Raw genomic sequence first — 26,277 nt, forward strand, 5'->3', positions numbered from 1 at the left:
CGTCAGTCCAGCCCAGCCGGAAGGCCGCCATGCTTCGCGTCGTCATCGCCGAGGACTCCGTACTGCTGCGGGAGGGCCTGACCCGGTTGCTCACCGACCGTGGTCTTGAGGTCGTCGCCGGCGTGGGGGACGGCGAGGCCCTGCTGAAGACCGTCCACGACCTGGCCTCGGACGACGCCCTGCCGGACGTGGTGGTCGCCGACGTCCGGATGCCCCCGACCCACACGGACGAGGGCGTCCGGGCCTGTGTGACCCTGCGCGGCCTGTACCCGTCGGTGGGGGTGCTGGTGCTCTCCCAGTACGTCGAGGAGCGGTACGCCTCCGAACTGCTGGCGGGCTCCACCCGCGGGGTGGGCTACCTGCTCAAGGACCGGGTCGCCGAGGTCCGTGAGTTCGTCGACGCGGTGGTCCGGGTGGCCGGCGGGGGCACGGCGCTGGACCCGGAGGTGGTGCAGCAGCTGCTCAGCCGCAGCCGCAAGGGCGACGTGCTGGCCGGCCTCACGCCCCGCGAGCGGGAGGTGCTGGGCCTGATGGCCGAGGGCCGGACCAACGCGGCGGTGGCCAAGCAGCTGGTGGTCTCGGACGGCGCGGTGGAGAAGCACGTCAGCAACATCTTCCTCAAGCTGGGGCTGGCGCAGAGCCCCGAGGACCACCGCCGGGTGCTCGCGGTGCTCACCTATCTGAACTCCTGACCGGCCGGCGCCTCGGGGCCCGTCGCCGGTCCGGGCGGCGGGCCCGACCGGATTCCGGGCAGGGGGTATGGCGGAGCGGACCCCCGGCGTTGACGTGAGTGTGGAAAGAAGACATCGGTGATGCAGTTTTTCGCCGCACGTCGAAGTTCCGGCCTACGGATTACCCACGCGCATAAGATGCGAAGGGTGCACCAGGCGGACGGGGCACACGGCTCACGCCCGCGGCTGGATGCCCACGAGGAGGTCCGCCGCAGTGACCAGCCAGGTCGATCAGTCGGAGGCAGTGGACGGCTCGGACGGACGCGACGAACAGTCGGGTCCGGTGCCGCCGGGGGGAGTGCAGCCCAGGCGCGCCAAGCCGGTCAGACGATTGGACCGGGTGATCATCCGCTTTGCGGGTGACTCGGGTGACGGGATGCAGCTGACGGGTGACCGGTTCACGTCGGAGACGGCGTCGTTCGGTAATGATCTGTCGACGTTGCCGAATTTTCCGGCGGAGATTCGGGCGCCTGCGGGGACGTTGCCGGGTGTGTCGAGTTTTCAGTTGCATTTTGCGGATCATGACATTTTGACGCCGGGTGATGCGCCGGATGTGTTGGTGGCGATGAATCCGGCGGCGTTGAAGGCGAATCTGGGGGATCTGCCGCGGGGTGCTGAGGTGATCGTGAACACGGACGAGTTCACGAAGCGGGCGTTGGCGAAGGTGGGGTGGGTGGTCGATCCGTTGGGGGACGGGTCGTTGGAGGCGTATCACCTGCATCGGGTGCCGTTGACGACGTTGACGTTGGAGGCGTTGAGGGACAGCGGTCTGGCGCGTAAGGATGCGGAGCGGGCGAAGAACATGTTCGCTCTGGGGTTGTTGTCGTGGATGTATCACCGGCCGACGGAGGGGACGGAGGCGTTTTTGCGGTCGAAGTTCGCGAAGCGTCCTGCGGTGGCCGAGGCGAATGTGGTGGCGTTCCGGGCGGGGTGGAATTTCGGGGAGACGACGGAGGATTTCGCGGTTTCGTACGAGATCGCGCCGGCGGCGTTGCCGGTGGGGCGGTACCGGAACATTTCGGGGAATCTGGCGTTGTCGTACGGGTTGGTGGCGGCGGGGGTGCGGTCGGGGTTGCCGTTGTTCCTGGGGTCGTATCCGATCACGCCGGCGTCGGACATTTTGCATGAGTTGTCGCGGCACAAGGGTTTCGGTGTGCGGACGTTTCAGGCGGAGGACGAGATCGCGGGGGTGGGGGCGGCGTTGGGGGCGTCGTTCGGTGGGGCGTTGGGGGTGACGACGACGTCGGGTCCGGGGGTGGCGTTGAAGTCGGAGGCGATCGGGTTGGCGGTGTCGTTGGAGTTGCCGTTGGTGTTGGTGGACATTCAGCGTGGTGGTCCGTCGACGGGGTTGCCGACCAAGACGGAGCAGGCGGATCTGTTGCAGGCGATGTTCGGTCGTAATGGTGAGGCGCCGGTGCCGGTGGTGGCGCCGGCGACGCCGGCGGAGTGTTTCGACGCGGCGTTGGAGGCGGTGCGGATCGCGGTGCGGTACCGGACGCCGGTGTTCCTGTTGTCGGACGGGTATCTGGCGAACGGGTCGGAGCCGTGGCGGATTCCGGAGGTGGAGGAGTTGCCGGTGATCGATCCGGGGTTCGCGTCGGGGCCCAATCATGTGCTGGAGGACGGGTCGGAGGTGTTCTGGCCGTACAAGCGGGATCCGTTGACGTTGGCGCGGCCGTGGGCGGTGCCGGGGACGGCGGGGTTGGAGCACCGGATCGGTGGGATCGAGAAGCAGGACGGGTCGGGGAGCATTTCCTACGATCCGGCGAATCACGATCTGATGGTGCGTACCCGGCAGGCGAAGGTCGACGGGGTCGAGGTGGCGCCGTTGGTGGTGGACGATCCCGGTGGGGATGCGCGGGTGCTGGTGCTGGGGTGGGGTTCGACGTACGGGCCGATCGCGGCGGCGGTGCGGCGGGTGCGGGCGGACGGGGGCCGGGTGGCGCAGGCGCACCTGCGCAACCTCAATCCCTTCCCGGCCAACCTCGGGGCCGTCCTGAAGGGCTACGACCGGGTGATCGTCCCCGAGATGAACCTCGGCCAGCTCGCCCTCCTGCTCCGCGCCAAGTACCTCGTCGACGCGCAGTCGTACAACCAGGTGCGTGGTCTGCCCTTCAAGGCGGCGCAGTTGGCGGACATGCTGTTCGCGGCGATCGGAACGCTGGACGGGGATGAGAGCGATGACTGAGCGTCTGACCGGCGGTCTTCCCGAGGGGTTGCGGTCGCTGAGCCTGGTGCCCAAGGCGGAGGGTCCGCAGAGTGCGCGGGACTTCAAGACGGATCAGGAGGTGCGGTGGTGCCCGGGGTGCGGGGACTACGCGATCCTGGCGGCGGTGCAGGCGTTCATGCCGGAGCTCGGGATCCGGCGGGAGAACACGGTGTTCGTGTCGGGGATCGGCTGTTCCTCGCGGTTCCCGTACTACATGAACACCTACGGGATGCATTCGATCCACGGCCGGGCGCCGGCGATCGCGACGGGGCTGGCGACCTCCCGTCAGGACCTGTCGGTGTGGGTGGTGACCGGTGACGGCGACGCCCTGTCGATCGGCGGCAACCACCTGATCCACGCGCTGCGGCGCAACGTGAACCTGAAGATCCTGCTGTTCAACAACCGGATCTACGGGCTGACGAAGGGCCAGTACTCGCCGACCAGCGAGATCGGGAAGATCACCAAGTCGACGCCGATGGGCTCGCTGGACGCGCCCTTCAACCCGCTGTCGCTGGCGATCGGCGCCGAGGCGACCTTCGTGGCCCGCACCATCGACTCCGACCGCCAGCACCTCACCTCGGTGCTGCGGGCGGCCGCCGAGCACGAGGGCACCGCGCTGGTGGAGATCTACCAGAACTGCAACATCTTCAACGACGGGGCCTTCGAGGTGCTGAAGGAGCCGGGCAGCCGTGACGAGGCGCTGATCCGCCTGGAGCACGGACAGCCGGTGCGCTTCGGCGCCGACCGGGGCCAGGGCGTCTTCCGTGACCCGGCCTCGGGCGAGCTGCGGGTGGCGCCGGTGACGGCGGACAACGAGGCCTCCGTGCTGGTCCACGACGCCCACGCGCCCGGGCCCTCGACGGCCTTCGCCCTGTCCCGGATCGCCGACGCCGACACCCTCCACCACACCCCCGTCGGGGTCCTGCGCAGCGTCCGGCGGCCGGTCTACGACGTGCTGATGGCCGAACAACTGGCCACCGCCACCGCCGAGCAGGGCCCCGGCGACCTGGCCACCCTCCTCGCCGGCACCGACACCTGGACGGTGGACTGAGCGGGCGCGCGGCGACGGTGCCCCACCGGCCTGGTCCGGCGGGGCGCCGTCGGTCGCGGTGCGGTGGTCGTCCGCCCCGGGGTCAGGACGCGGCGCCCGCCCGGCCGCCGGCGGAGGCCATGCCGAGCCAGGTGTGCGGGTTCCCCTCCCAGCACCAGCCGAGCTTCGGCGCGCCCTGGCTGATCCAGAGCGCCGGTACCCGGCGGTCGCCGCAGCGCGAGCCGCCCAGCGAGAAGCACCTGTTCCTGGCCAGCGCCCGAGGGTGCAGGGTGACGAAGGCGATGCCCTCCTCCATGGTCAGCAGGCTGCGGCCGCGCCCGGCCACGGTGGCCATGGCGTCCTTGGGGACGACGCCGCAGAACTCCTCGCCGCGGTCGGCGTCGAGCAGCAGGTGGACCGGCCCGCGGGGCAGGCCGAGGCCCTCGACCGGGGCGAACCGCTCGATGTCACCCGCCGGGTAGTGCCGGTCGACGACGCCGCCCCTGGCCTTGCCGTCCAGCGTGGTCAGCGGCACCGTCCGCTCCACCGGCGCCAGTGTGCGGTCGACCACCAGCAGGAACGGCATCCGGCTCTCGCTGGGCGCGGCCATGCCGGGGCCGAGGGCGAGGACGGTCCGCCGCAGGGGCCGGACCAGCTCGGTGAAGGCGGCCTCGGTGCGGCCGGCGAGCCCGGGGTAGCCGAGGGCGAGCAACCGTGCCAGCTGGCGGTCGAACTCGGCGCCGGGGTCGAACCCGCCGCCCTCTGCCGGGCGGCCGTCGGACGCCGTGCCGGAGCGGGACTGGTGTGAGGTCAAGGTGAGGGATCCTCCCGGTCGATTATCTCCGTACGCCGTACAGTGTACATAGTACGGAGATTTGCCGTGGAAGGATTCCCCCATGGCCACCGACCGCAGCAGCGCAGGAGACCCGGCGCGCACCCTCGCCCTGCTCTGGGGCGACCCGGCCGCGGCCGCCGGGCGGCGCGGGCCCCGGAAGGCACGCTCGACCGGGGAGATCGCGGCGGCGGCCGTCGCACTCGCGGACGCCGAGGGCGTGGAGGCCGTCACCATGCGCCGGGTCGCCCAGGCCCTGGACCTCTCGCCGATGGCGCTCTACACCTACGTCCCCGGCAAGGCCGAGCTGCTCGACCTGATGCTGGACACCGTCTACGCCGGGATGTCGCGCGCCACGCCCGCGGACGACGGCTGGCGGGCCCGGTTGTCGGCCGTCGCGGCGGACAACCGCGCGCTGTACCGGGCGCACCCCTGGGCGGCCTCGCTGCCCACCGGCCGGCCGCCGCTCGGGCCCGGGCTGATGGCCAAGTACGAGTACGAGCTGCGCGCCCTGGACGGGGTCGGCCTGGGCGACGTGGAGATGGACGCCGCGCTGACCCACCTGCTGGGCTTCGTGCAGAGCTGCGCGCGGATGGCGGCCGACGGGCGGGCCGCCGAGCAGGACAGTGCGATGAGCGACGAGCAGTGGTGGGCGGGCAACGCCGAACTGCTCGCCAAGGTCTTCGACCCGCGGCGCTACCCGGTCGCGGCCCGGGTCGGCGCGGCGGCCGGGGAGGCCCACGGCGGGGCCTACAGCCCGGCGCACGCCTACGAGTTCGGGCTGGCCCGGGTGCTGGACGGACTGGCGGTGCTGATCGGTCGGGCCGGCGCCGAACAGCCCCACCAGGCCTGACCAGGCCCGGGGTCGGCCCCCGGAGGCCTGCGGCCCGGCGTCCTCGGGGTCAGCGGGGCTTGGCGTCGTACCGCGCGCGGGCCTGCTCGACGGCCGGCACCCGCCGCTCGGACCAGTGCGCCAGGGTGGAGACCAGCGCGGCCGCCTCCTCGCCCAGCGGGGTGAGGCTGTAGTCGACCCGGGGCGGGATCACCGGGTGGGCCTCGCGGAGCACGAAGCCGTCTCGCTCCAGGGTCTGCAGGGTCTGGGCGAGCATCTTCTCGCTCACCCCCGACACCCGGCGGCGCAGCTCGCTGAAGCGGTAGCCGCGCTCGCTCAGGGCCGCCAGCACGAGCACGCCCCAGCGGCTGGTGACGTGCTCCAGCACGCCCCGGGACGGGCACATCCGGTCGTAGACGTCGGGTGCCCGGTCGAGCGGCGAGACGTCGGTGATCACCTTCATGCCATTACCTCCACATCAGTACCCTACTTCAAAGTGCGTACTTTCGAATAGTTAGTGCAGTGCCTAGGGTGAGTTTCGAAGCCAACGAGACCTTCGCACCCCAGGAGCACCGCATGATCGTCGTCACCGCCGCCACCGGACAGCTCGGCCGCCTCGTGGTCGAGGGCCTGCTGGCCCGGGTCCCCGCCACCGAGATCGCGGTCGCGGTGCGCTCCCCCGAGAAGGCCGCCGACTGGGCCGCCCGCGGCGTCGACGTCCGGGTCGCCGACTACAGTCGGCCCGAGACCCTGGCCGCCGCCTTCCACGAGGGCGACAAGGTGCTGCTGATCTCCGGCAGCGAGGTCGGCCGGCGCGTCCCGCAGCACCTCGCGGTGGTGGCCGCGGCCAAGGCCGCCGGCGTCGCGCTGCTCGCGTACACCGGCGTGCTCGGCGGCGACGAGGCCGGATTCCGGCTCGCCGACGAGCACAAGGCCACCGAGGCCGCGATCCGCGACTCCGGCCTGCCCTTCGTGCTGCTGCGCAACGGCTGGTACACCGACAACTACACCGCCGACCTGGCGGGCACCGTGGAGCGCGGTGGCCCGGTCGGCAGCAGCGGCGAGGGCCGGATCGCCTCCGCCGCCCGCCAGGACTACGCCGACGCGGCCGTGGCCGTGCTCACCGGTGAGGGGCACGAGGGCCGGGTGTACGAGCTGGCCGGTGACACGGCCTGGAGCGTCGAGGAGTTCGCGGCGGAGCTGGCCGAGCAGACCGGCCGCCCGGTGGCCTTCCGCAACGTGACCGCCGACGAGCACCTCCAGGTGCTGCTCGGCGCCGGCCTGCCGGCGGCCTTCGCCGAGATCCTGGTGGACGTCGACGCCGCGATCCTCCGGGGCGAGCTGGCCCGCTCCGGCGGAGACCTGGCCCGGCTGATCGGCCGCCCGACCACACCGCTCGCCGAGACCGTGAAGGCCGCGCTGGACCGCTGACCGGGGGCGCCGTCCGCTGTCATGACCAAAAACCAAATACGGAGATGACATCCTGCCCTCCGCCCGCTACCGTCGGCTCGACACCCGTGCGCGCGGAGGGCAGGCCGTCATGCCAGAGACATCCCCACAGGAGGCCACCCGAGGCCTCTGGTTCGGAGTCGCCGCCTACGGGATGTGGGGTCTCTTCCCACTCTTCTGGCCCCTGCTGGAGCCCAGCGCCGCCGACGACATCCTGGTCAACCGGATGGTCTGGTCGCTGTTGGCCGTCGTCCTGATGCTGCTGGCGCAACGTCACTGGGGCTGGATCCGGCCGCTGCTGCGCCAGCCCCGCAGACTCGCCATGTCGGCCGCGGCGGCCGCCCTGGTCTCGGTCAACTGGGGCGTCTACATCTGGGGCGTCAACAGCGGGCACGTCGTCGAGACCAGCCTCGGCTACTTCATCAACCCGCTGGTCACCATCGCCTTCGGCGTGCTGCTGCTGCACGAGCGGCTGCGCCCGGCCCAGTGGGCGGCGGTCGGCATCGGCGCCCTCGCGGTGGCCGTCCTGACGGTCGGCTACGGCCGGCTGCCGTGGATCGCGCTCACCCTGGCCTTCTCCTTCGCCGTCTACGGGCTGCTGAAGAAGAAGGTCGCCCTGAGCGGGCTGGAGAGCCTGGCCGTCGAGAGCGCCTTCATGTTCCCCTTCGCCCTCGGCTACCTGGTCTACCTCGCCGCCCGCGGCCAGGGCACCTTCGGCCACACCGTCCCCGGCTCCTACGGGTGGGGCCACTCCGGCCTGCTGGTGCTGAGCGGCCTGATCACCGCCGTCCCGCTGCTCTGCTTCGGCGCCGCGGCGGTACGGGTGCCGCTGACCGTGCTCGGCCTGCTGCAGTACCTGGCGCCGGTGTTCCAGTTCCTGATCGGCATCGCGGTGTTCCACGAGACCATGGCGCCCGCCCGCTGGGCGGGATTCGCCCTGGTCTGGGCCGCCCTCGCGCTGCTGACCTGGGACGCGCTGCGCCGGCTGCGCGCGGACCGGGTCACCGACCTGCCGCCCGTCGCGGTCACCGACCTGGACCAGGCCACCGCCCCGGCCGCCACCCGCTGAGGGCGGCAGCCGGGGCCCGGCCGCACCGGCGGTGAAAACCCGGCGCGGGCGGTGCGGGCCCGCCCGCTCAGGCGGTGATGTCCCGGCTCGTGAAGCGGGACCACGCGGCCGAGCCGAAGACGGCGACGTAGAAGGCCTGCAGCCCGAGGTTCTTCAGCACGCCGTCCCAGTACATCGGCTCCCGCAGCAGATCTCCGAAGGTCAGCCAGTGGTGGGTGAAGAGGAACGGCTGCACGGCGTGCAGCTGCGGGAAGCTGTCCAGGATCTGCACGGTGATCACCAGGCCGACGGTGCTCGCCATCGCGGCGATCCCGCTGCCGGTCAGGGTCGAGATGAACAGGCCGATCGCCACCAGGCCCGCCAGTGAGCAGGCCGCCACCCCGACCACCAGGACGGCCCGCAGCAGCGCCTCGCCGAAGCCGATGGTGTCGCCCGAGATCAGCGTCACCTCGCCGAGCGGGAAGAGGGCGGCGCCGGTCGCCAGCGCCGCCAGCGCGACGGTGGCCGTCGCGGCCAGGCAGAACGCCAGCCCGGCCGTGAACTTGGCGACCAGCAGCCTGGTCCGCCCGGCCGGCGCCACCAGCAGATAGCGCAAGGTGCCGGTGCTCGCCTCGCCCGCGATCGAGTCGCCCGCCACCACGCCGACGGTCATCGGCAGGAACACCGGCAGCGCCACGGCCAGCGCCGTGAACACCAGGAACAGCCCGTTCTGGGTCACCTGGGCGATGAAGGCCGGCCCCTCCCCGCCGCGGGCGCCACCCGTCTCGATCCGGACCACCGTGCCGATCAGCACCGGCAGCACCGCCAGGATGCCCAGCAGCGCGATCGTCCTGGTCCGGCGGAAGGTCAGCGACAGCTCGCTGCGCACCAGGGCCAGACCGCCCGCCGCCGTCCGCGGCCGCCGCCCGCCCGCCACCGGCACCGCCCCGGCGGCTCTGCCCGACCCGGCCTCCGCCACCGTGTCAACCCGCGACATCGAAGCCCTCCCCGGTCATCGCCACGAAGGCGTCCTCCAACGTGCCCCGCTCCAGGCCGAAGCCCCGCACCCGCACCCCGGCCTCCACCAGGGCCGCGCAGAGCTTGGGCAGCGCGTCCTCGGCGGCGTTGCCGGCCTCGGCGTCCACCCGGCCCTCGGCGGTGACGACGCCGGCCAGCCCGTGGGCGGCCAGCACCGTGGCGGCGGCCGCCGTGTCCTCCGTACGGACCACCAGCCGGCCCTGCGCGCGGGCCGCCAGCTCGGCGACGGTGCCCTGCACCACCAGCCGGCCGCGCGACATCACCGCCGCGTGCGTGCAGACCTGCTCGATCTCGTCCAGCAGGTGCGAGGAGAGGAACACCGTGGTGCCCTCCGCCGCGACCTCCCGGATCAGCGACCGGATCTCCCGCATGCCCTGCGGGTCCAGCCCGTTGGTCGGCTCGTCCAGCACCAGCAGCTCGCGCGGCTGCAGCAGGGCGGCCGCCAGGCCCAGGCGCTGCTTCATCCCCAGGGAGTAGGCGCGGGCCTTCTTGCCGGCCGCCGCCGTCAGCCCGACCCGGTCCAGGGCGTCCCGGACCCGGTGGTCCCGGGTGCGCGGGTCGGCGGTCGGGTCGGCCGCGTCGTAGCGGGCGAGGTTGTCGCGCCCGGACAGGAAGCCGTAGAGCGCGGGCCCCTCGATCAGGGCGCCGACCCGGGGCAGCACGCTGCCCACCGACTGCGGCATGGACTCGCCGAGCACCGTCGCCCGCCCGGAGGTCGGCGCGATCAGGCCCATCAGCATCCGGATCGTGGTGGTCTTGCCCGAGCCGTTCGGACCGAGGAACCCGAAGACGCTGCCCCGGGGCACCGTCAGGTCGAGGCCGTCCACCGCGAGCTGGCCGCCGCGGAAGCGCTTGGTCAGGCCGGTGGTGCTGATCACCTGGTCGGCCGCCGGGACCGGGGCGGTGGAAGTGGCGGAGGGAGCGACCGCGGGGGCCGGACGCGCATCCGCGGCCCGGCCCCCGGTCGGCTCCGTGGAGGGAGCCTGGACCATCACTTCACTCCGGCCGCACTCTGCAGGACCGGCAGCGTCACCGCGCCGGCGAACACCCGGCCGTCATCGGTGACCAGCGCGTTCAGCACCTTGGTGCTGATCAGCGACCCGCCCTTGACCGGCTTGCCGAGCGCCCGGGCCAGCGACTGCACGCTCTGCCCGGCCACCTCCGAGCCGTGCCGGCCCGCCGCCCCGGCGGGGATCTCCGTGGCGGGCAGCTTGAGGCTGACCACCGTCGTCCAGCCCTCGCCGATCACGTTGAGGGAGTCCTTGGCGGCCCGGGCCTCCTCGGCGCTCCGGCCGGCGTCGGCCGCGCCGCCGCCCCGCTGCCCGGCCGCCGGCCGCTCGCCGGCCTTCTGCTCGACCACCTTCGCGCCCTTGGGCAGGGCGAACTCGAAGGTCTTGGCGTCCGGCCTGGCGAACGAGACGTCACTGAAGTGCGCGTCGAAGACGGTGGCGCCACCGGTGGCCTTCACCACCACGGCCAGCGGCACGCCGGTGCCGGAGTCGACGGCGATCCGCACCTCGCCCAGCGTCGAGCCGGACTGCGTGGGCTTCACGCTCAGCTGGTACGCCTTCCGGTCGGCCACCGTGGTCGTGCCGTCCACGGTGACCGAGGTGGTGCCCGCGCCGAGGGCCAGGAACCGCCGGGCCGCCTCCTGCGGGGTGACCGGCACGCCGGCCAGCAGGCCGGGCGTCGCCGCCCGCTGCCCGTCGCCCTGCGGGAGCGCCAGGTGGAAGGCCTCGTTGGAGGCGCTGTCCCAGGCCCAGACCTGGTCGCCGCTGCGCACCAGCTCGTAGCCGGCCAACTGCTCGATCAGCCCGATCCGCTGGCGGTCCGGCCCGTCCACCGCGACCCGCAGCGTGTGCTCCCCGCCCAGCAGGCCGACCAGCTTGGACTCCGGCGCCGGCGCGGACGGGTCGAAGCCCTGCGCGCCGCCGCCCTGGCCGCCGGTGCCGAGGCCGCCGACCGCGCCGAGCAGCTGGGACGGCGCCCCCAGGTCGGCGCTGACCCGCACCGTCCCGGAGAGGCTCTGCGTCTGCGTGCCGAGCGCCTTCGCCACCAGCTGCTCCGCCGTCAGGGGCGGCAGCTCCGGCGAGCGTCCGTCGGCCAGCGCGGGCACCAGGCCGATGCCGGCGGCGACCGTGCCGGCCACCACCACCGGCACCAGGATCCGCACCGCGGTGCGCCGCCCGGAGCGGTACGGCGCGCCGCCCTCCCCGTTCGCAGTCGTCGTGTGGTCCGTCATCACGTTCAACCCCTCCGTAGCCCGTGGCGGATCGCCCTTCCTGCTCCATTAGACGCTTCGGACCGCCCCGCGGCATCGCTCTGCAGGGCCAGATCCGCGTACGTCTCACGGACCATCGGACGACGGACGTGACCCTGATCCCACCTCAGGGTTGGGTCCTCCCGAGGTCGAATGCTGGCGTATCGTCGCGGCATGGACGCAACCGAGGCCTCCCCCGGCACACCCGGCCCGACCAGCAACGGTATGCGGCGGGCGCTGCGCCGGGCACGGGACGGCGTGGCCCTCGACGCGGCCGAGGCCGCGGTGCTGCTGCAGGCCCGCGGTGACGACCTGCGCGACCTCTGCGCCAGCGCGGCCCGGGTCCGCGACGCGGGGCTGGAGGCGGCGGGCCGCCCGGGGGTCGTCACGTACTCGAAGAAGGTCTTCATCCCGCTCACCCGCCTCTGCCGGGACAAGTGCCACTACTGCACCTTCGTCACCGTGCCGGGCAAGCTCCGCCGGGCCGGGCACGGGATGTACCTCTCGCCGGACGAGGTGCTGGAGATCGCCCGTCAGGGCGCGGCGCTGGGCTGCAAGGAGGCCCTCTTCACGCTGGGCGACCGCCCGGAGGACCGCTGGCCCGAGGCCCGCGAGTGGCTGGACGCGCACGGCTACGACGACACCCTCGCGTACGTGCGGGCGATGGCGATCCGGGTGCTGGAGGAGACCGGCCTGCTGCCGCACCTCAACCCCGGCGTGCTGACCTGGACGGACTTCCAGCGGCTGAAGCCGGTCGCCCCCTCGATGGGCATGATGCTGGAGACCACCGCCACCCGGCTCTGGTCCGAGCCCGGCGGCCCGCACTTCGGCTCGCCCGACAAGGAGCCGGCGGTACGGCTGCGGGTGCTGGAGGACGCCGGGCGCAGCGCCGTCCCGTTCACCACCGGGGTGCTGATCGGGATCGGCGAGACGTACGAGGAGCGGGCCGACGCGCTGTTCGCCATCCGGCGCACCGCCCGGCAGTACCACGCGATCCAGGAAGTGATCGTGCAGAACTTCCGGGCCAAGCCGGACACCGCGATGCGCGCGATGCCGGACGCCGAACTGGAGGAGCTGGCCGCCGCCATCGCCGTCACCCGGCTGGTGCTCGGCCCCTCGGCGCGGATCCAGGCGCCGCCGAACCTGGTCGACGCGCAGTGGGCGCTGATCATCGGCGCGGGGATCGACGACTGGGGCGGCGTCTCACCGCTGACGCCCGACCACGTCAACCCGGAGCGGCCCTGGCCGCACATCGAGGACCTCGCCGCCCGCACCGCGGAGTCCGGCTTCGAGCTGCGCGAGCGCCTCACCGTCTACCCCGAGTACCTGCTGCGCGGCGAGCCCTGGCTGGACCCGCGGATCCTGCCGCACGTGAACGCCCTCGCCGACCCGGTCACCGGCCTGGCCCGCGAGGGCGCGATGCCGGCCGGCCGGCCCTGGCAGGAGCCCGAGGACCTGCCGGCCTCGTACGGGCGGACCGACCTGCACCGCACCATCGACACCGAGGGCCGCACCGGCGACCGCCGGGCCGACTTCGAGGACGTGTACGGGGACTGGGAGGCGCTGCGCGAGCAGGTCGCCGGCGCGGCCCCGGAGCGACTGAGCGGCGACGTCCGCGAGGCGCTGGCGGTGGCCGCCGACGACCCGACCAGGCTGACCGACGACCAGGCCCTCGCGCTGCTGCACGCCGACGGCCCGGCGCTGGACGCGCTCTGCCGGATCGCCGACGACGTGCGCAGGGACGCGGTCGGCGACACCGTCACCTACTGCGTCACCCGGAACATCAACTTCACCAACGTCTGCTACACCGGCTGCCGGTTCTGCGCGTTCGCCCAGCGCCGCACCGACGCCGACGCCTACACCCTCTCGCTGGAGCAGGTCGCCGACCGGGCCGCGCAGGCCTGGGACGTCGGCGCCACCGAGGTCTGCATGCAGGGCGGCATCCACCCCGACCTGCCGGGCACCGCCTACTTCGACATCGCCCGCGCGGTGAAGGCCCGGGTGCCGGGGATGCACGTGCACGCCTTCTCCCCGATGGAGGTCGTCAACGGCGCCACCCGCACCGGCCTGTCCGTCCGGGACTGGCTCCAGCAGGCCAAGGAGGCCGGCCTGGACAGCATCCCCGGGACGGCCGCCGAGATCCTCGACGACGACGTCCGCTGGGTGCTGACCAAGGGCAAGCTGCCCGCCGCCACCTGGGTCGAGGTGGTCAGCACCGCGCACGAGCTGGGTATCCGCTCCTCGTCCACGATGATGTACGGCCATGTGGACACCCCGGCGCACTGGCTCGGGCACCTGCGGGTGCTGGCCGGGATCCAGCAGCGCACCGGCGGCTTCACCGAGTTCGTGACGCTGCCGTTCATCCACACCAACGCGCCGGTCTACCTGGCCGGCATCGCCCGGCCGGGCCCGACCGCCCGGGACAACCGGGTGGTGGTCGCGATGGCCCGGCTGCTGCTGCACACCCACATCCCCAACATCCAGACCAGCTGGGTGAAGCTGGGCGCGGAGGGCGCCGCCGAGATGCTCCGCTCGGGCGCCAACGACCTGGGCGGCACGCTGATGGAGGAGACCATCTCGCGGATGGCCGGCTCGGCGTACGGCAGTTACAAGTCCGTGCGGGACCTGGAGGCGATCGCGGAGGCCGCCGGGCGCCCGCACCGCCAGCGCACCACCACGTACGGCGAGGTGCCCGCCGAGCGGCGCGCCGCGGCGCTGGCCTCGGACGGCCACCTGCCGGCGCTGCTGCCGGTCCTGGAGTAGCGGCCGGGGCGCGGGAGCCCCGCGGACCGGGAGCCCCGCGGACCGGGGGCGCCGCTGGAGCGCGCGGGCGGCCCCGGGCGCCGGCCCGGCGCGCCCGTACGCCCGCCGGCTCCGCCGCGGGCCGTGGACCCGCCGTCACGGCCCGCGCTAGGTTGGCGCCATGAGCGTGCTCGTGCGGCGTCGACACGTCGACCTCTGCCGCGTGTCCAGCACCGGCTGTCGCGGCTGACCCACCGGGTCGCCCAGGGCCGGGCCGGTGGCCCGCCCCCACGTTCGTCCATTCCCGCCGGGTCCCGGCCGCGTCGCCCGACGCCGTCCGGCCCGTGCCCGGGCCGCCGCCCCTGACGGCCGCGGCCCCTCCTCCCCGCGGTGACCCGCCGCGCCCTCCCCGCCGGGGGAGCGCGCCCGGCGGGCCGCCCGCCCCCGTGTGCTCCAGCCAGCGAATCCGGAGTCGGTCATGACCGAGAACCCCCGTGCCACCGAGCAGTACCTCGCCAACAACGCGGACTACGCCGCCTCCTTCACCGGACCGCTCCCGCTGCCGCCGGCCCGCCGCACCGCCGTCCTCGCCTGCATGGACGCCCGGCTCAACGTCTACGGCGTCCTCGGCCTGGCCGAGGGCGACTCGCACGTGATCCGCAACGCGGGCGGGGTCGCGACCGACGACGCGATCCGCTCGCTGGCGATCAGTCAGCGGCTCCTCGGGACCCGCGAGATCATCCTGATCCACCACACCGACTGCGGCATGCTCACCTTCTCCGACGACGCCTTCCGGGAGTCGATCCGGGAGGAGACCGGCATCAAGCCGCCGTGGGCCGCCGAGGCCTTCGCCGACCTCGACACCGATGTGCGGCAGTCCGTCGCGCGGATCAGGAACAGCCCGTTCGTCCCGTACACCGACGCGGTGCGCGGATTCGTGCTGGACGTCGCCACCGGCAAGCTGCAGGAGGTCGTGGCCTGACCCCTCGGCCGACCGGGCCAGCCGAACCACCGGGCCAGCCGAACCACCGGGCCCGCCGAACCACCGGGCCCGCGGCCCCGGCGCCCGACGGCGAGGGCCGGCCCCACCCGGACCGCCGGGCGGGGCCGGCCCTCGCCGTCCGCCGTTCTCAGCCCACCAGCAGCCGGCTGCGCAGGTCCCGCAGGTCGCGGCCGTCCAGGCCGAGGCCGGAGCGGAGGTAGCTGTCGAAGGAGCCGAACCTCTGCTGCACCTCGTCGAAGCCGGCGTTCAGGTACTCCGGCCGGACGTCCAGCAGCGGCTTGTACACCGCCTGGTAGGCGGGTGGCAGCTGGGCCAGGGTGGCGGCGTTCTCGGCCGCCCGGTAGGTGTTGCTGGCCAGGTAGTCGGCCTCGACGGTGGAGCGCGGCACGCCGAGGGCGGTGAGCAGCGCGGCGGCGGCCCAGCCGGTGCGGTCCTTGCCAGCGGTGCAGTGGAACAGCACGCCCTGGTCGTCGCGCTCCACCAGGGAGTCGAGCACCGTGCGGTAGGCGGCCTTGGCGCTGTCGGCGGAGACCATGGTGCGCTCGGCGTCGATCATCACCTGGACGGCGGCCTGCGGGCTGGTCACGTCGAACGCGCCGGTGCCGGCGGCGCCCAGGACGTTGGCGTCGACCACGGCGGCGCCGGCCGGGACGCGGTCCGGCGCGCTCTTCCGCTCGGCGGGGGTGCGCAGGTCGAAGACCTGCCGGACGCCGAGGCGGCGCAGCTTGGCGAGGTCCGCGTCGGTGAGCCTGCTGAGGTCGCCGGAGCGGTAGACGACGCCCAACCGCACCCAGCGGCCGTCGGCGGTGCGGTAGCCGCCCGCGTCCCGGAAGTTGGGCGCCGAGGCGAGGTGCAGCGAGCGGTCGGCGACGACCAGCGACTCGCCGCGGTCCGGGACGAGCTCGAAGAACCAGCGGTCGGCCGCGGCCAGGCCGGTGACCGTCACGGTGGCGGAGCCGGCGGCCTCGGCGACGGGCCGGCGGTGGCGGACGTCCTCCTGGTCGGTGCCGGCGAAGACGGTCACGTGGCGGGTGCCGGGCGCGGTCCAGGTCAGGGTGAAGCTGCCGTCGGCCTGCTGGACGGCGCTCGCCGCGGTGAAGGGGACGGCGTGCCGGGCGGCCGTCCGCGAGGCGGCGGCGGGGGCGTCCTGCGGACCCGGGGCGGCGGCGAGGGCCAGGGCGGGGGAGCCGAGGGTCAGCGCGCCGGTGAGGGCCAGTGCGGTGGTCAGGCGGGTGCGGGTGGTGGTCATGATCGGGACGCTAGGCAGCGCCGGGTGGTGGCCCGTGGCCGCCGGATGGCGGGGTGGCAACAGTTTGTTGAAGAGCTGCTCTGCGAGGGAACCGGTCAACCCGCCGAACAATTCGAATACAGTGCGGGGGCGCGCGAACCGTCGTCGGGCGCGGTTGCCCCAACCTCCGGCTTGGGGGTGCCTCCCGGGCCGAGGGCCGGGAGCGGTGCTCCCGCGACCTCTGGACGAAAGGTTCCGACTCGTGATGCCACTGTGGTCACGCGCGCAGCAGCAGGATTTCCGGAGCCGGGTGCGCGGCTGCCTGCTCGGCGGGGCGATCGGCGACGCGCTCGGGGCCGGCATCGAGTTCGAGTCGCTGGAGAAGATCCAGGCCGCGCACGGCCCGCAGGGGGTGACCGGCTACGTCCCCGCCTACGGCCGGACCGGTGCGATAACCGACGACACCCAGATGTCCCTGTTCACCGTGGACGGCCTGATCCGGGCCCACATCCGCCGGGACAGCGGCGGCTGGCACCCGCCCACCGACGTCCACCTGGCCTACCTGCGGTGGGCCGCCACCCAGCGCGACTGGGGGCCGGACGAGCGGCGCCCGGACCTCGGCTGGCTCGGCCGCGAGGAGTGGCTGTACGCCCAGCGGGCACCCGGCCAGGCCTGCCTGTCCGGGCTCTCCGGTCCGCAGGCGGACCGCCTGGGCACCCTGGACGCCCCCAAGAACCCGCACTCCAAGGGCTGCGGCACGGTGATGCGGGCCGCGCCGTTCGGGCTGCTCACCTCCTGGGAGCCGGGCCTGGTATTCCAGCTGGCCGTGGAGTGCTCGGTGCTGACGCACGGCCACCCCACCGGCTACCTCTCGGCGGGGGCGCTGGCGGTGATCGTCCACACGGTGGCCCGCGGCGGCACCCTGGAGGAGGGCGTGCACCTCGCGCTGGCCCTGCTCTCCGAGCGGCCGTCGCACGAGGAGACCACGGCGGCGCTCCGGGGCGCGCTGGACGCCGTCCGGGCCGGGGAGCCGTCCGCGGAGCGGGTGGAGGCGCTCGGCGAGGGCTGGGTCGCGGAGGAGGCGCTGGCGATCGGCGTCTACTGCGCGCTGGTGGCCTACGACGTGAAGTCCGGGCTGCTGCTCGCGGTCAACCACTCGGGGGACAGCGACTCCACCGGTGCGATCTGCGGCAACCTGCTCGGCGCGCTGCACGGGGACACCGCGCTGCCGCCGGAGCTGCTGGCCGCGCTGGAGGGCCGGGGGACGATCCTGGAACTGGCGGACGACTTCGTGCTGGAGCTGATGCACGGACCGGAGCTGCACGGCCAGGACGCGGGGGAGGGAGCGGCCTGGGCGGTGCGTTACCCGGTGGTCCGCTGACCCGGCGGGACGGACGTGCCGGGGGCGGGCGTGGTACCGGTGCCCTCCGCCGGACGACGGCGGGCACCGGTGCGGGCGGACTGTGACAACAAGTGAGGGCGGGTCAGATCTCGCCGAACGATCCCGAGCCGGCCGCGGTGGCGAACGAGGCCCAGGCCTCCTTGGAGAAGTGCAGCTGCGGACCGTGGGGGTCCTTGGAGTCGCGTACCGCGACGGCGGCCGCGCTCGGCACGGCGATCTCCACACAGGCGCCGTTGCCGCCGCTGTGGCTGCTCTTGCGCCAGGTGAGGCCGTTCTCGGACGTGGTGGTCATGGTTGGTACCCCTCTGCGATCTTGGCTATCAGTGACCGGCTCTCCGCGACACTCAGGGCCGCGGCCCTCAGGTGGTCGTACAGTCCGGTATAGCGGCGCACGTCGGCGTCCTTCTCCAGGTAGAGGTCGCTTGTCACCCCTTCGAAGTAGACAACCGTCGAATCCGCGGACTCGGGGAACTCCATCAGGGAGAATGTCCCGGTCATGCCGGGGTGGGCGCCGTGCGAGAACGGGATCACCTGCAGATTGATGTTGGAGCGGGCGCTCAGTTCGAGCAGCTGGTTCAGCTGGCGGTACATCACCTCGGAGCCGCCGACCTCGCGGCGCAGCACGGCCTCGTCTATCACCGCCCAGAGGCTGCCCAGCTGGTTCTCCCCGTAGATCCGGCTCTGCCGCTTGAGGCGCACCTCCACCCGCCGCGACACGGCCGTGGCGTCGGTGTCCGGCTGGGTGCCGAGCACCACGGCCTCGGCGTACGCCTGGGTCTGCAGCAGCCCCGGCACGAAGGAGGACTCGTAGGCCCGGATCGAGGAGGCCTCCGCCTCCAGGCCGATGTAGACGCTGTAGGGGATGTCGCTGAACTCGTGCCACCAGCCGCGCTGCCGGGACTCCCTGGCCATCTCCATCAGCCCGGCGCGGATCCGCTCGTCGTCCACGTTGTAGACGTCGCAGAGGTCCCTGACGTCCCGTTGGCTGATGCTGCGGCGGCCGTTCTCCAGCCGACTGATCTTGGACTGGGAGACCATCAGCCGGCCGGCCACCTCCTCGGCCGTCATTCCCAGGGTCTCGCGCAGGCGCCGCAGTTCGGCGCCGAGCCTTCGGCGGCGCACTGTGGGATTGATGCTCGCGGACACATCGACCTCCGGCCGGGCCTCTGGTGCTCGTTGGACCGGCAATCCTCGGAACAGTGTGGAAATTGGTACCAACCCCCCTGACTTGGAGCAGCATGCCACCTTGGATCGGGTCGGCGCCGGGGAATCGCGGGAGCGCAGTAGAACAGATCATCGGAAAAGCGCTTCGGCGAGACGGCGGCCGTCCCTGGGTGGTAGGAGCGACACTACGGCTGGGTACGGCAGAGGGGCGGCCACCCGGCGACTTCCGTGCCGGGCGACCGCCCCTCGATACCTGCTGGTTGCTCACTCGCGACTATCGGCGCGCGCCGCTCGCCACGCGCCGTCCGGACCGTCGGCTCACCGGGCACCGACCCGGGTGGGTACGGCCCGGCCGCCGGGCTGCCGGCTGCCGGGCACCGGCGCGGCGGCCGACTGGGCGTTGTTGTTTCGGCCCTGCTGGGACGGAAGGCCGTTCTGCACGTCCATCACGGCGTGCGCGACCATCCCACCGAGCGGGTCGTAACGGATCAGGTCGCGCAGCCGTGACCGCGACGACCTGCCCTCGTTGCCCGGGTAGAGATGCTTGCCGAGGCCCACGGCGTGGGCCAGTGCGGCCAGTGCGGCCGTCCTCGGGTCCGGCGGCACACCGGTCCGGATCGACGTGTCGAGACGCTGCTTGATGGCGGCGTTCGAGCAGTCGTCCGACGCCTGGTAGCGCGTCGTCGGAAGGACCCCGCACACCTGTCCCGGCACCGCAGTCACCATGCCGCACCGTTCGAGGTGCGCCAGGTAGGTCTGCCGGAGCCCCAGCCGGGGCCCGCCGATCCAGTGCGCCGCACGTACCGGACTGCCACGACGGCGCAGCAGTTCCAGGGCGTGGTCCAGAGTGGGGTCGCCGGTCGGTCGTGGCAGCACCACGGCGATCCGGTCCCCATCCGGGACTATCCGTCCGGCCAGGGACAGCTCGACGAGCTGTGCCCCGGCGAGTCCGAGGTCGAGGGTCTGCGGCTGCGCCGTGGTACCCGTGGTCGGGTCCAGGGCGAGCAACAAGAGTTCCTCGGGAATTGTTCTGCGGCTCTTGCCCATCCAAGCCTCCCCGCGTGGATGAATGACAGAGTGACGCCTCTCACACGGCCTTGTCGAGTACGCCTCCGAATCGTGACCTTGCGCCACGAGGCGGGAACCAGCGGCGCCAAGGCGGGCGTCTGAACACCGGACGGGCCTGGGAACGGCCGTACGACCGCAATAACCGCCGGTCGGACGGGGTGTGGGTGGCCGGATCGGCCGTCGCGTGGCGGAGACTGTACAGGTACATGGGGCGGGGTGGCGGCTTCCCGAATTCGGGTCGGCCGGTGCCCCGCCAGGCGTATGAGGAGGCTGGGTTACGTGGGTGAGTCCCCCGACAGAGTGCTGCGCGACGGGGAGCGGGACCAGGAGCGGGAGACCCCGCCGGCCCGGCCGCAGGCCGGCACTGCCGGCGCTGAGGGCGCGGGCGGTGCTGCCGGTGCGGACGGCGCGGGTGGTGCGGCGGGGACTGCCGGTGCGGACGCCGCCGGCGCCACGGTGCCGGCCGGCCCGACCGTGCAACTGCGCCTGCCCGCGGACGTGGCCTCCGGTGCTGCGGGTGCGGGTGCGGCTGCTGTTGCGGGGCGTCCGCGGGCCGCCGGGTCCACTGCCGTCACCGCGGCCGCCGGCGCCGCTGCCGGGGCCACCGCCCGGGCGGCCGGGCCGGACGCCGGGACGGGCGCGCGCAAGGGCCCGGACGAGGACCGGGACGGGGCCGAGGGCAGGGACGGGGACCGCGACGCGGACTCCGCCCCGGACAGCGGCCCGGACGGCGCCGGGGAGCCCGCGCCCGCCGTGCCCGCCGTGCCCGCCGACCTGACGCTCGAACTGACCGTCCCGGCCCCGGAAACCCCGTCGGCCAAGGCCGCCAAGGCCGGTCCCACCGTGCAGCTGCGTGTCCGCGAAGTGGACAACCGGACCACCGCCCTGCGCCTGCCGGCGGACAACGCGACCACCGCGCTGCGCCTCCCCGGCGAGGTGCTGCGCCCGGCCTCGGCCGTCGAGGCCGACAAGAGCACTGGTGGGAAGCCCGTCGCCGAACCCGCCGCGCCCGCCGCCGAGGAGCCGGCCGCCGAGCCCGCCGTCGTCGGCGCCGCCGCGGACGAGGCCCCGGCGCGGCCGGCCGCGGTCGATCCGCGTCTCGCGATGCGGGACGGCGCGGGCCCCGGCACCCGCCCGCCCGGCCGGTCGGCGAAGCCCGGGACGGCCGACCGCACGGCCGACCGCACCGCCGATTCCGCCGAGCCGGTCGCCGAGCGGGTAGCCGAGCCGGCCGCCGACCCGGATGCGGCGCCCGCCGCCGGACGGACCGTCGAGCCGGCCGCCGCGCCCTCCCCCGACCTCGTCCGGACCGAGAAGCTGGAGAAGCCGCAGCCGCTGCGCGCCACCCGCCCCGAGCCCCCGGTCGGCGGCCGGGTGCCGGAGCCGCCCGCGCCCGCCCCGCTGCCTCAGCCCGAGCCTCAGCCCGAGCCCCTGCCCGAGCCGCCCGCGCCGAAGCCCGGCCCCCGGCCGGAGCCCGGTCCCGAGCCCCTCCCGGAGCCCGGGCCCCGGCCGCTGCCCGCACCCGAGCCGCTGCCCGCACCCGAGCCGCTGCCCGCACCCGAGCCGCTGCCCGCACCCGAGCCGCTCCCGCAGCCGGAGACCACCTCCGAGGCGATGCAGGTGCTGGCCGCGCTCAGTGCCCGTCCGGTCTCCCCGCTGCGCCGGGCGCTCAAGCGGATCACCATCTGGACGGTCTTCCTGTCCCTGGTGCTCGGTGTCGTGGTGGCGGCCCAGTTGCTGCGCCCGCTGCCGCGGCCCACGGTCGGGCTGAGCGTGGCCACCAGCTTCTCCTTCACCGGCAGCCCGCTGGCCATGCCCTGGCCGGCCAAGGGCCAGTCGGCGGCCCTGGTGGTCGGCGTGGGCGACATGGGCAGCTCCGGCCCGGAGACGCCGGCGCCGATCGCCAGTGTCACCAAGGTGATGAACGCCTACCTGATCCTGCGCGACCACCCGCTGAAGAAGGGCGAGACCGGCCCCAAGCTCACCGTCGACAAGCAGGCCGCCCAGGAGTCCAGCGACGCCGACCAGTCCAAGGTCACCCTCACCGAGGGCCAGCAGCTCACCCAGTACGAGGCGCTGGAGATGCTGATGCTCCCGTCGGCCAACAACGTGGCCCGGCTGCTGGCCCGTTGGGACTCCGGCACGGAGGAGGCCTTCGTCCGGAAGATGAACGAGGCGGCCGCCGGCTTCGGCATGACCAACACCAGCTACGTCGACCCGGCCGGCTTCAACGCGGACACCAAGAGCACCGCGAAGGACCAGCTGAAGCTCGCCGAGCAGGTCATGAAGAACGAGATCTTCCGCCAGGTCGTCGCCGAACCGGACACCAACTTCAACGGGCAGAAGGTGTTCAACACCAACATCCTGCTCTCCCCGAAGAACGGCGTCATCGGCGTCAAGACGGGCTCCAGCACCCCGGCCGGCGGCTGCCTGATGTGGGCGGCCGTCAAGGACATCGGCGGCGTCCGGCGGATGATCCTCGGGGTCACCCTGGGACAGCCGGGCACGGCCACCGAGGGCATCCTCAAGGCCGTCCAGACGGTCAGCGCCAAGCAGATCACGGCGGCGCAGGGCGCCCTCACCGGGCAGACCCTGGCCAAGCAGGGCGACGTCGTCGGGTTCGTGGACGACGGCCTCGGCGGCAAGGTCCCGGTGGTGGCCACCAAGGACGTCACCGTGGCCGGCTGGGACGGCATCACCGCCACCCTGGCGCTGGAACCGGCCACGGTCGGGCACACCGCCAAGGCCGGCACCCAGGTGGGCGTGCTCAAGGCCGGCGTGGGCGAGGGCAGGGTCGAGGTCCCGGTGGCCCTGAAGTCCGACCTGGCCCCGCCGTCGATCCTGGCGCGGCTGACCCGCTTGCTCTGACCCGACTGCTCCGACCCGCTGGCTCCGCCCGCCCGCCCGGCCCGCTCTGCGGCCGGGCGGGCGGGCCGCTTTGTGCCCGGTCCTTACCCCGCCCCTCGTCGTACCGGCACCTCCGGCCCCTTCCGGCGTGCCCCACCCGTGCCGCCGGGACGAGCCGGAACTGCTACGGGACGGACGGTCGCAACCGTCCGTCCCGTCCTGGCCCCTGGGTCCCGTCCTTCGCCCCGTCCTCGTCCCGTTTCACGCGCCGTGCGCGGGTGCGCCCGGCCGCCGCACCGGTCAGCCCTTGAGCTCCAGCAGCGACACCGTCAGTCCCCGCATCTGCTTGACCTCGGTCGGCCGGTACTGCTCCAGCAGCGCGTTCGCCTGGGGGCCCGGCAGGCTGTGCAGCGGGTCCGCGGCGCCCTCGAAGGTCACCACCCAGATCCGGCCGCTCCGGCCGAGGCACTGGTTGGCCACCGGGCACTCGGTCGGGAAGAGGTCCTCGGCCTGGGCCGCCGTGTTCTGCAGGAACACCGGGAACGGGTGGAGGTTGCGCGGCAGGTAGAAGTTGACGCCGGGCCCGATCATCGCCCAGTTCTTCTCACCGTACGGGGCGACCATGCCGTCCCCGGGGCGGAAGCCCGCCGCTATCACCGCGGCGGCGCTCCGGTAGTCGTCGTCCCACTCGTGCGAGAACGCGCCGCGCAGGGCCCGCTGCTGCGGCAGGGCCAGCACCGCCGGCACGGCGAGCAGGGCCAGGGCCAGCACCGCGCAGACCCTGGCCGGCGCCCAGCGCCGGGCCGTCGCGTAGAGCGCGCCCACCCCGCCGCCGGCCAGCGAGGCCCAGGCGGGCAGGGTGAAGAGCAGGTAGCGGTCGATGAAGTAGGAGGTCTCGCCGAGCGAGACGGCCCAGACCCCGACCACCGGCACCACGGCGAGCAGCAGCAGCTGGAGCGCGGGCAGCCGCCGCCCGGACCACAGCAGGGTGGCCAGCGCCAGGGCTCCGAACACGTGGTAGACGTCCGCGGAGGCGAACAACTGCTTGCCGAAGCCGCGCAACGCGTACACGGTCGGGGTGGGGATCCAGCCGAGCTGGCGGTCCGACTGGCTGCTGCCCAGCAGCATCAGCGGCACCACCGGCGCCAGCGCGGCCGCCACCGCCAGCGGGTAGTGCCAGAGCAGCCGGAGGTCCGGCGCGGACCGCGTCCGCCACAGGTGCAGCAGCACCAGGGCCAGCTGGCCGCCCACCGTGCTGAGCGAGATCAGGTGGGCGCCGCCCGCCAGCGCCAGGCAGGCGCTGAACGCGGCCCACCGGCCGAGGCCGGGCCGGTCCAGGGCCCGCAGCAACAGGAAGGTGGCGGCCGCCACCGCACAGGTGACCAGCGCGTACGAGCGGGCCTCCTGGGCGTACCGGGAGATGCTGGGGACGACCGCCAGGAGCAGCCCGGCGGCGAGGCCCGCCACCCGGCTGTCGAACATCCGTCGGGCGGTGAGCGCGGAGAAGGCCGCGGCGCCGGCCATCGCCAGCACGGACGGTAGCCGCAGGGCGACGGTCGAGTCGCCGACGACGGAGGTCCAGAAGTGCATCAGGACGTAGTAGACGCCGTTGCTGGCGTCCACGTGGTCCAGCATCCGCAGCAGGTCGCCGAGGCTGCGGGTGGAGGCGGTCCAGGTGGAGACCTCGTCCCGCCAGAGGCCAGGGGTGGTCATCCGGTAGCCGCCGACGCAGAGCGCGACCAGCGCGGGCCATATCCACACACTGCCCGTCAGCCGGGAAACGGTGCGGGCGGATGCGGATGGCGTCATGGAGCGGAGCCTCGTGCTGGAAGGGAGCGTCATGAGGAAGCACCGGGCCGACAGGCGACCGGAACGGCTCCCAGGCTACTGGAGATGAGCGCTGACGATTCATCCGGTTTCCTGAAAATGTTCGCCCCGGTACGGTCCTCGGGGCCGGTCCGCCCCGGCGCCCGCGCGGGCGCTGCCGGACGCCGTCCGTGACCGTGTGCCGAGCGACCCACGGGCGTCACGTACGGTGACGGCCGGCGCCAGGCGGCCGCGTTCGCCGCGCCCCGTTCCGGACCCGGCGGGCTTCCCCGCCCCCGCGCAGGCGCGTGCCCGGTCCGCCCTGCGGCCTGGCCGGGGAGGCCGGACCGGCGCCGTCGCGGCCTCCGGTGGCCGGCCGGTCCGCGGGGATGCCGGGCGGCGGCACCGGGCACCCGGACGAGGGCGTGGCCCGTCACCGCCGGTGGCCGGACCTCAGCCGGTACCGCTCGGGGCCACGGCCCGGTACAGGCTCACGGGGGCGTCGCCCAAGGCCAGGCGGAGGGCCTCGGCCAGGGCCTCCCGGTGCTCCTCCCGCAGGCCGCCCGCCCGCCCGGAGACCAGCGCCACCGGCAGGCGCAGCCGGGGCACGTCGGGCAGCGGGAGCAGCCCGTCGTCGGACCCGGCGGCGGCCAGGCCCGCCGGGAGCATGGCGCAGCCGAGACCTGCCCGGACGCAGGCGGCCGCGCCGTCGGCCGAGCCGGTCTCCAGGCGCTCCGGAGGCAGGCCGTACCGCAGGCGCAGGTACTCCGGCAGCCAGCGCTGGGAGGGGCAGTCGAGATCCGTCACCAGCACCCGGTCCGGGGCCGGCACGGCGGTCCGGCCCGTCCGCCGGAGGCGGCCCCGCCCGTCGGGCCGCTCGGCCGGCCCGTCCGGTCGCCCGGGGTGCTCCGGCCGTCCCGGGCGTGGTCGTGCTCCGGGCCGGACGCCGGCCGGACGGCGCAGGCCGGCGCCGGTCACCGCGGTGAACTCCAGCTCCTTCAGGACGGTCGCCCGCAGGTCCCCCGGGGCCGGGCGGTCGTCGCCCTCGCCCGGCCCGGCGACGGTGCCCGGGAGCAGCAGCGCGCCGTCCAGGGCGCCGGCCCGCAGGGCGGCCGGGATCTCCCGGCCGCCCACGGTCCGCAGTCCGATCCGCCACCCGGGGAGCAGCAGGCGGGCGAACCGGGCCGTCCGGGCGACCAGTTCGGCATGCGCGAGAGCCGGCGTGAGGCCCAGCGTCAGCCGTGGCGGGGCGGCCGCCGGGCCTCGGAGGGCTTCCTCCATCTCGTCCACCAGGCCGAGGAGTTGTTGCGCGTACTCGCGTAGCGTGGCGCCGGCCGGGGTGAGCCGCACCCCGGCCGGGAGCCGCTCGAAGACCGGCTCGCCGATCTGCCGCTCCAGGGCCCGCATCCGGGCGGTGACGCTGGACTGCGAGTAGCCCAGCCGGCGGGCGGCCGCCGTGAACGACCCGCTTCGGACCACCGCGCAGAAGGTGCGCAGGGTCCTGGCGTCGATGTCCATGCCGTCGTCCCCCTGTCCGACTGGTGGGCCGTGCTGTGCCGTGCCGTGCCGTGCCGTTCCGTGCCGTCCG

General features: G+C 73.9%; 22 protein-coding genes. 11 read left to right on the forward strand and 11 right to left on the reverse strand.

Annotation, left to right across the window (positions count from 1 at the left end):
• Window positions 1-29: 29 nt before the first annotated feature.
• The 3 genes from J2S46_RS23795 (at window position 30) to J2S46_RS23805 (ending at window position 3,991) form a co-directional block, all read left to right on the forward strand.
• Window positions 30-692, forward strand: coding sequence for a response regulator transcription factor (locus J2S46_RS23795; protein ID WP_191290714.1), 663 nt, complete (start codon window positions 30-32; stop codon window positions 690-692).
• Window positions 693-1,014: 322 nt separating this feature from the next.
• Entirely contained in the window at window positions 1,015-2,919 is a 1,905-nt protein-coding gene (locus J2S46_RS23800; RefSeq protein ID WP_370882326.1) for a 2-oxoacid:acceptor oxidoreductase subunit alpha, read from the forward strand.
• Window positions 2,912-3,991 carry a 2-oxoacid:ferredoxin oxidoreductase subunit beta gene (locus J2S46_RS23805; protein WP_307351069.1) on the forward strand — a complete coding sequence of 360 codons (1,080 nt, stop codon included), beginning with the start codon at window positions 2,912-2,914 and terminating at the stop codon, window positions 3,989-3,991. The genes J2S46_RS23800 and J2S46_RS23805 overlap by 8 nt, the downstream gene beginning before the upstream one ends.
• An 82-nt stretch (window positions 3,992-4,073) precedes the next feature.
• On the opposite strand, the gene J2S46_RS23810 is transcribed toward J2S46_RS23805, so the two are convergent.
• Window positions 4,074-4,784, reverse strand: a complete 711-nt coding sequence (locus J2S46_RS23810) for a DUF5701 family protein (RefSeq protein WP_229912872.1) — start codon at window positions 4,782-4,784, stop codon at window positions 4,074-4,076.
• An 82-nt stretch (window positions 4,785-4,866) separates the two neighbouring features.
• Between J2S46_RS23810 and J2S46_RS23815 the strand changes: the two genes are divergently transcribed.
• Window positions 4,867-5,655 (forward strand): TetR/AcrR family transcriptional regulator C-terminal domain-containing protein, encoded by a 789-nt coding sequence (locus J2S46_RS23815; RefSeq protein WP_191291073.1) that lies wholly within the window; start codon window positions 4,867-4,869, stop codon window positions 5,653-5,655.
• Window positions 5,656-5,704: 49 nt separating this feature from the next.
• On the opposite strand, the gene J2S46_RS23820 is transcribed toward J2S46_RS23815, so the two are convergent.
• A complete protein-coding gene (locus J2S46_RS23820) occupies window positions 5,705-6,097 on the reverse strand; it encodes a winged helix-turn-helix transcriptional regulator (protein ID WP_229912873.1) in 393 nt (130 codons plus the stop codon).
• Window positions 6,098-6,210: 113 nt separating this feature from the next.
• Here J2S46_RS23820 and J2S46_RS23825 point away from each other — a divergent pair, with 113 nt between their 5' ends.
• Both J2S46_RS23825 and rarD read left to right on the forward strand, forming a co-directional pair.
• Window positions 6,211-7,065: an SDR family oxidoreductase gene (locus J2S46_RS23825; protein WP_191291205.1), complete on the forward strand. Its 855-nt coding sequence runs from the start codon at window positions 6,211-6,213 to the stop codon at window positions 7,063-7,065.
• Between the two features lie 109 nt (window positions 7,066-7,174).
• On the forward strand, window positions 7,175-8,152 hold the full coding sequence (gene rarD / locus J2S46_RS23830; RefSeq protein ID WP_191291074.1) for an EamA family transporter RarD: 978 nt from the start codon (window positions 7,175-7,177) through the stop codon (window positions 8,150-8,152).
• A 67-nt stretch (window positions 8,153-8,219) separates the two neighbouring features.
• On the opposite strand, the gene J2S46_RS23835 is transcribed toward rarD, so the two are convergent.
• Genes J2S46_RS23835 through J2S46_RS23845 form a run of 3 tightly spaced genes read right to left on the reverse strand, consistent with a single transcriptional unit; the run spans window position 8,220 to window position 11,411 of the window.
• Complete coding sequence (locus tag J2S46_RS23835; RefSeq protein ID WP_191291076.1) at window positions 8,220-9,128, reverse strand: ABC transporter permease; 909 nt, start codon at window positions 9,126-9,128, stop codon at window positions 8,220-8,222.
• Window positions 9,115-10,161 carry an ABC transporter ATP-binding protein gene (locus J2S46_RS23840; RefSeq protein ID WP_191291077.1) on the reverse strand — a complete coding sequence of 349 codons (1,047 nt, stop codon included), beginning with the start codon at window positions 10,159-10,161 and terminating at the stop codon, window positions 9,115-9,117. Before J2S46_RS23840 ends, J2S46_RS23835 begins: the two co-directional genes overlap by 14 nt.
• Window positions 10,161-11,411, reverse strand: coding sequence for a LolA family protein (locus tag J2S46_RS23845; protein ID WP_191291078.1), 1,251 nt, complete (start codon window positions 11,409-11,411; stop codon window positions 10,161-10,163). Before J2S46_RS23845 ends, J2S46_RS23840 begins: the two co-directional genes overlap by 1 nt.
• Before the next feature lie 192 nt (window positions 11,412-11,603).
• On the opposite strand from J2S46_RS23845, the gene J2S46_RS23850 reads away from it, so the two are divergent.
• The 3 genes from J2S46_RS23850 (at window position 11,604) to J2S46_RS23855 (ending at window position 15,153) form a co-directional block, all read left to right on the forward strand.
• Window positions 11,604-14,192 (forward strand): bifunctional FO biosynthesis protein CofGH, encoded by a 2,589-nt coding sequence (locus J2S46_RS23850; RefSeq protein ID WP_191291079.1) that lies wholly within the window; start codon window positions 11,604-11,606, stop codon window positions 14,190-14,192.
• Window positions 14,193-14,352: 160 nt separating this feature from the next.
• Window positions 14,353-14,421, forward strand: coding sequence for a putative leader peptide (locus J2S46_RS40910; protein ID WP_370882327.1), 69 nt, complete (start codon window positions 14,353-14,355; stop codon window positions 14,419-14,421).
• A gap of 228 nt (window positions 14,422-14,649) precedes the next feature.
• The gene (locus J2S46_RS23855; protein ID WP_191291080.1) at window positions 14,650-15,153 is read left to right on the forward strand and encodes a beta-class carbonic anhydrase; all 504 of its coding nucleotides are present in this window, start codon (window positions 14,650-14,652) and stop codon (window positions 15,151-15,153) included.
• Window positions 15,154-15,301: 148 nt separating this feature from the next.
• On the opposite strand, the gene J2S46_RS23860 is transcribed toward J2S46_RS23855, so the two are convergent.
• Window positions 15,302-16,423, reverse strand: a complete 1,122-nt coding sequence (locus J2S46_RS23860) for a tyrosine-protein phosphatase (protein WP_191291081.1) — start codon at window positions 16,421-16,423, stop codon at window positions 15,302-15,304.
• Window positions 16,424-16,667: 244 nt separating this feature from the next.
• Between J2S46_RS23860 and J2S46_RS23865 the strand changes: the two genes are divergently transcribed.
• Window positions 16,668-17,783: an ADP-ribosylglycohydrolase family protein gene (locus J2S46_RS23865; RefSeq protein WP_191291082.1), complete on the forward strand. Its 1,116-nt coding sequence runs from the start codon at window positions 16,668-16,670 to the stop codon at window positions 17,781-17,783.
• A gap of 103 nt (window positions 17,784-17,886) precedes the next feature.
• Here J2S46_RS23865 and J2S46_RS23870 read toward each other — a convergent pair whose 3' ends face one another.
• The 3 genes from J2S46_RS23870 to J2S46_RS23880 all read right to left on the reverse strand — a co-directional run bounded on the left by J2S46_RS23870 (window position 17,887) and on the right by J2S46_RS23880 (window position 20,015).
• Window positions 17,887-18,096, reverse strand: coding sequence for a DUF397 domain-containing protein (locus J2S46_RS23870; RefSeq protein WP_073924995.1), 210 nt, complete (start codon window positions 18,094-18,096; stop codon window positions 17,887-17,889).
• Window positions 18,093-18,950, reverse strand: coding sequence for a helix-turn-helix domain-containing protein (locus J2S46_RS23875; RefSeq protein WP_191291083.1), 858 nt, complete (start codon window positions 18,948-18,950; stop codon window positions 18,093-18,095). The genes J2S46_RS23870 and J2S46_RS23875 overlap by 4 nt, the downstream gene beginning before the upstream one ends.
• A gap of 336 nt (window positions 18,951-19,286) precedes the next feature.
• Entirely contained in the window at window positions 19,287-20,015 is a 729-nt protein-coding gene (locus tag J2S46_RS23880; RefSeq protein ID WP_073924993.1) for a GOLPH3/VPS74 family protein, read from the reverse strand.
• Between the two features lie 300 nt (window positions 20,016-20,315).
• On the opposite strand from J2S46_RS23880, the gene J2S46_RS23885 reads away from it, so the two are divergent.
• Window positions 20,316-22,904 carry a serine hydrolase gene (locus J2S46_RS23885; RefSeq protein WP_191291084.1) on the forward strand — a complete coding sequence of 863 codons (2,589 nt, stop codon included), beginning with the start codon at window positions 20,316-20,318 and terminating at the stop codon, window positions 22,902-22,904.
• A 279-nt stretch (window positions 22,905-23,183) separates the two neighbouring features.
• Here the strand turns inward: J2S46_RS23885 and J2S46_RS23890 are convergent, their stop codons facing one another.
• Together J2S46_RS23890 and J2S46_RS23895 are read right to left on the reverse strand one after the other, a co-directional pair.
• A complete protein-coding gene (locus J2S46_RS23890; RefSeq protein WP_191291085.1) occupies window positions 23,184-24,692 on the reverse strand; it encodes a glycosyltransferase family 39 protein in 1,509 nt (502 codons plus the stop codon).
• A gap of 450 nt (window positions 24,693-25,142) precedes the next feature.
• Window positions 25,143-26,207: a LysR family transcriptional regulator gene (locus J2S46_RS23895; protein ID WP_191291086.1), complete on the reverse strand. Its 1,065-nt coding sequence runs from the start codon at window positions 26,205-26,207 to the stop codon at window positions 25,143-25,145.
• Window positions 26,208-26,277: the final 70 nt, after the last annotated feature.

The organism is Kitasatospora herbaricolor, from assembly GCF_030813695.1.
Classification (GTDB): domain Bacteria; phylum Actinomycetota; class Actinomycetes; order Streptomycetales; family Streptomycetaceae; genus Kitasatospora; species Kitasatospora herbaricolor.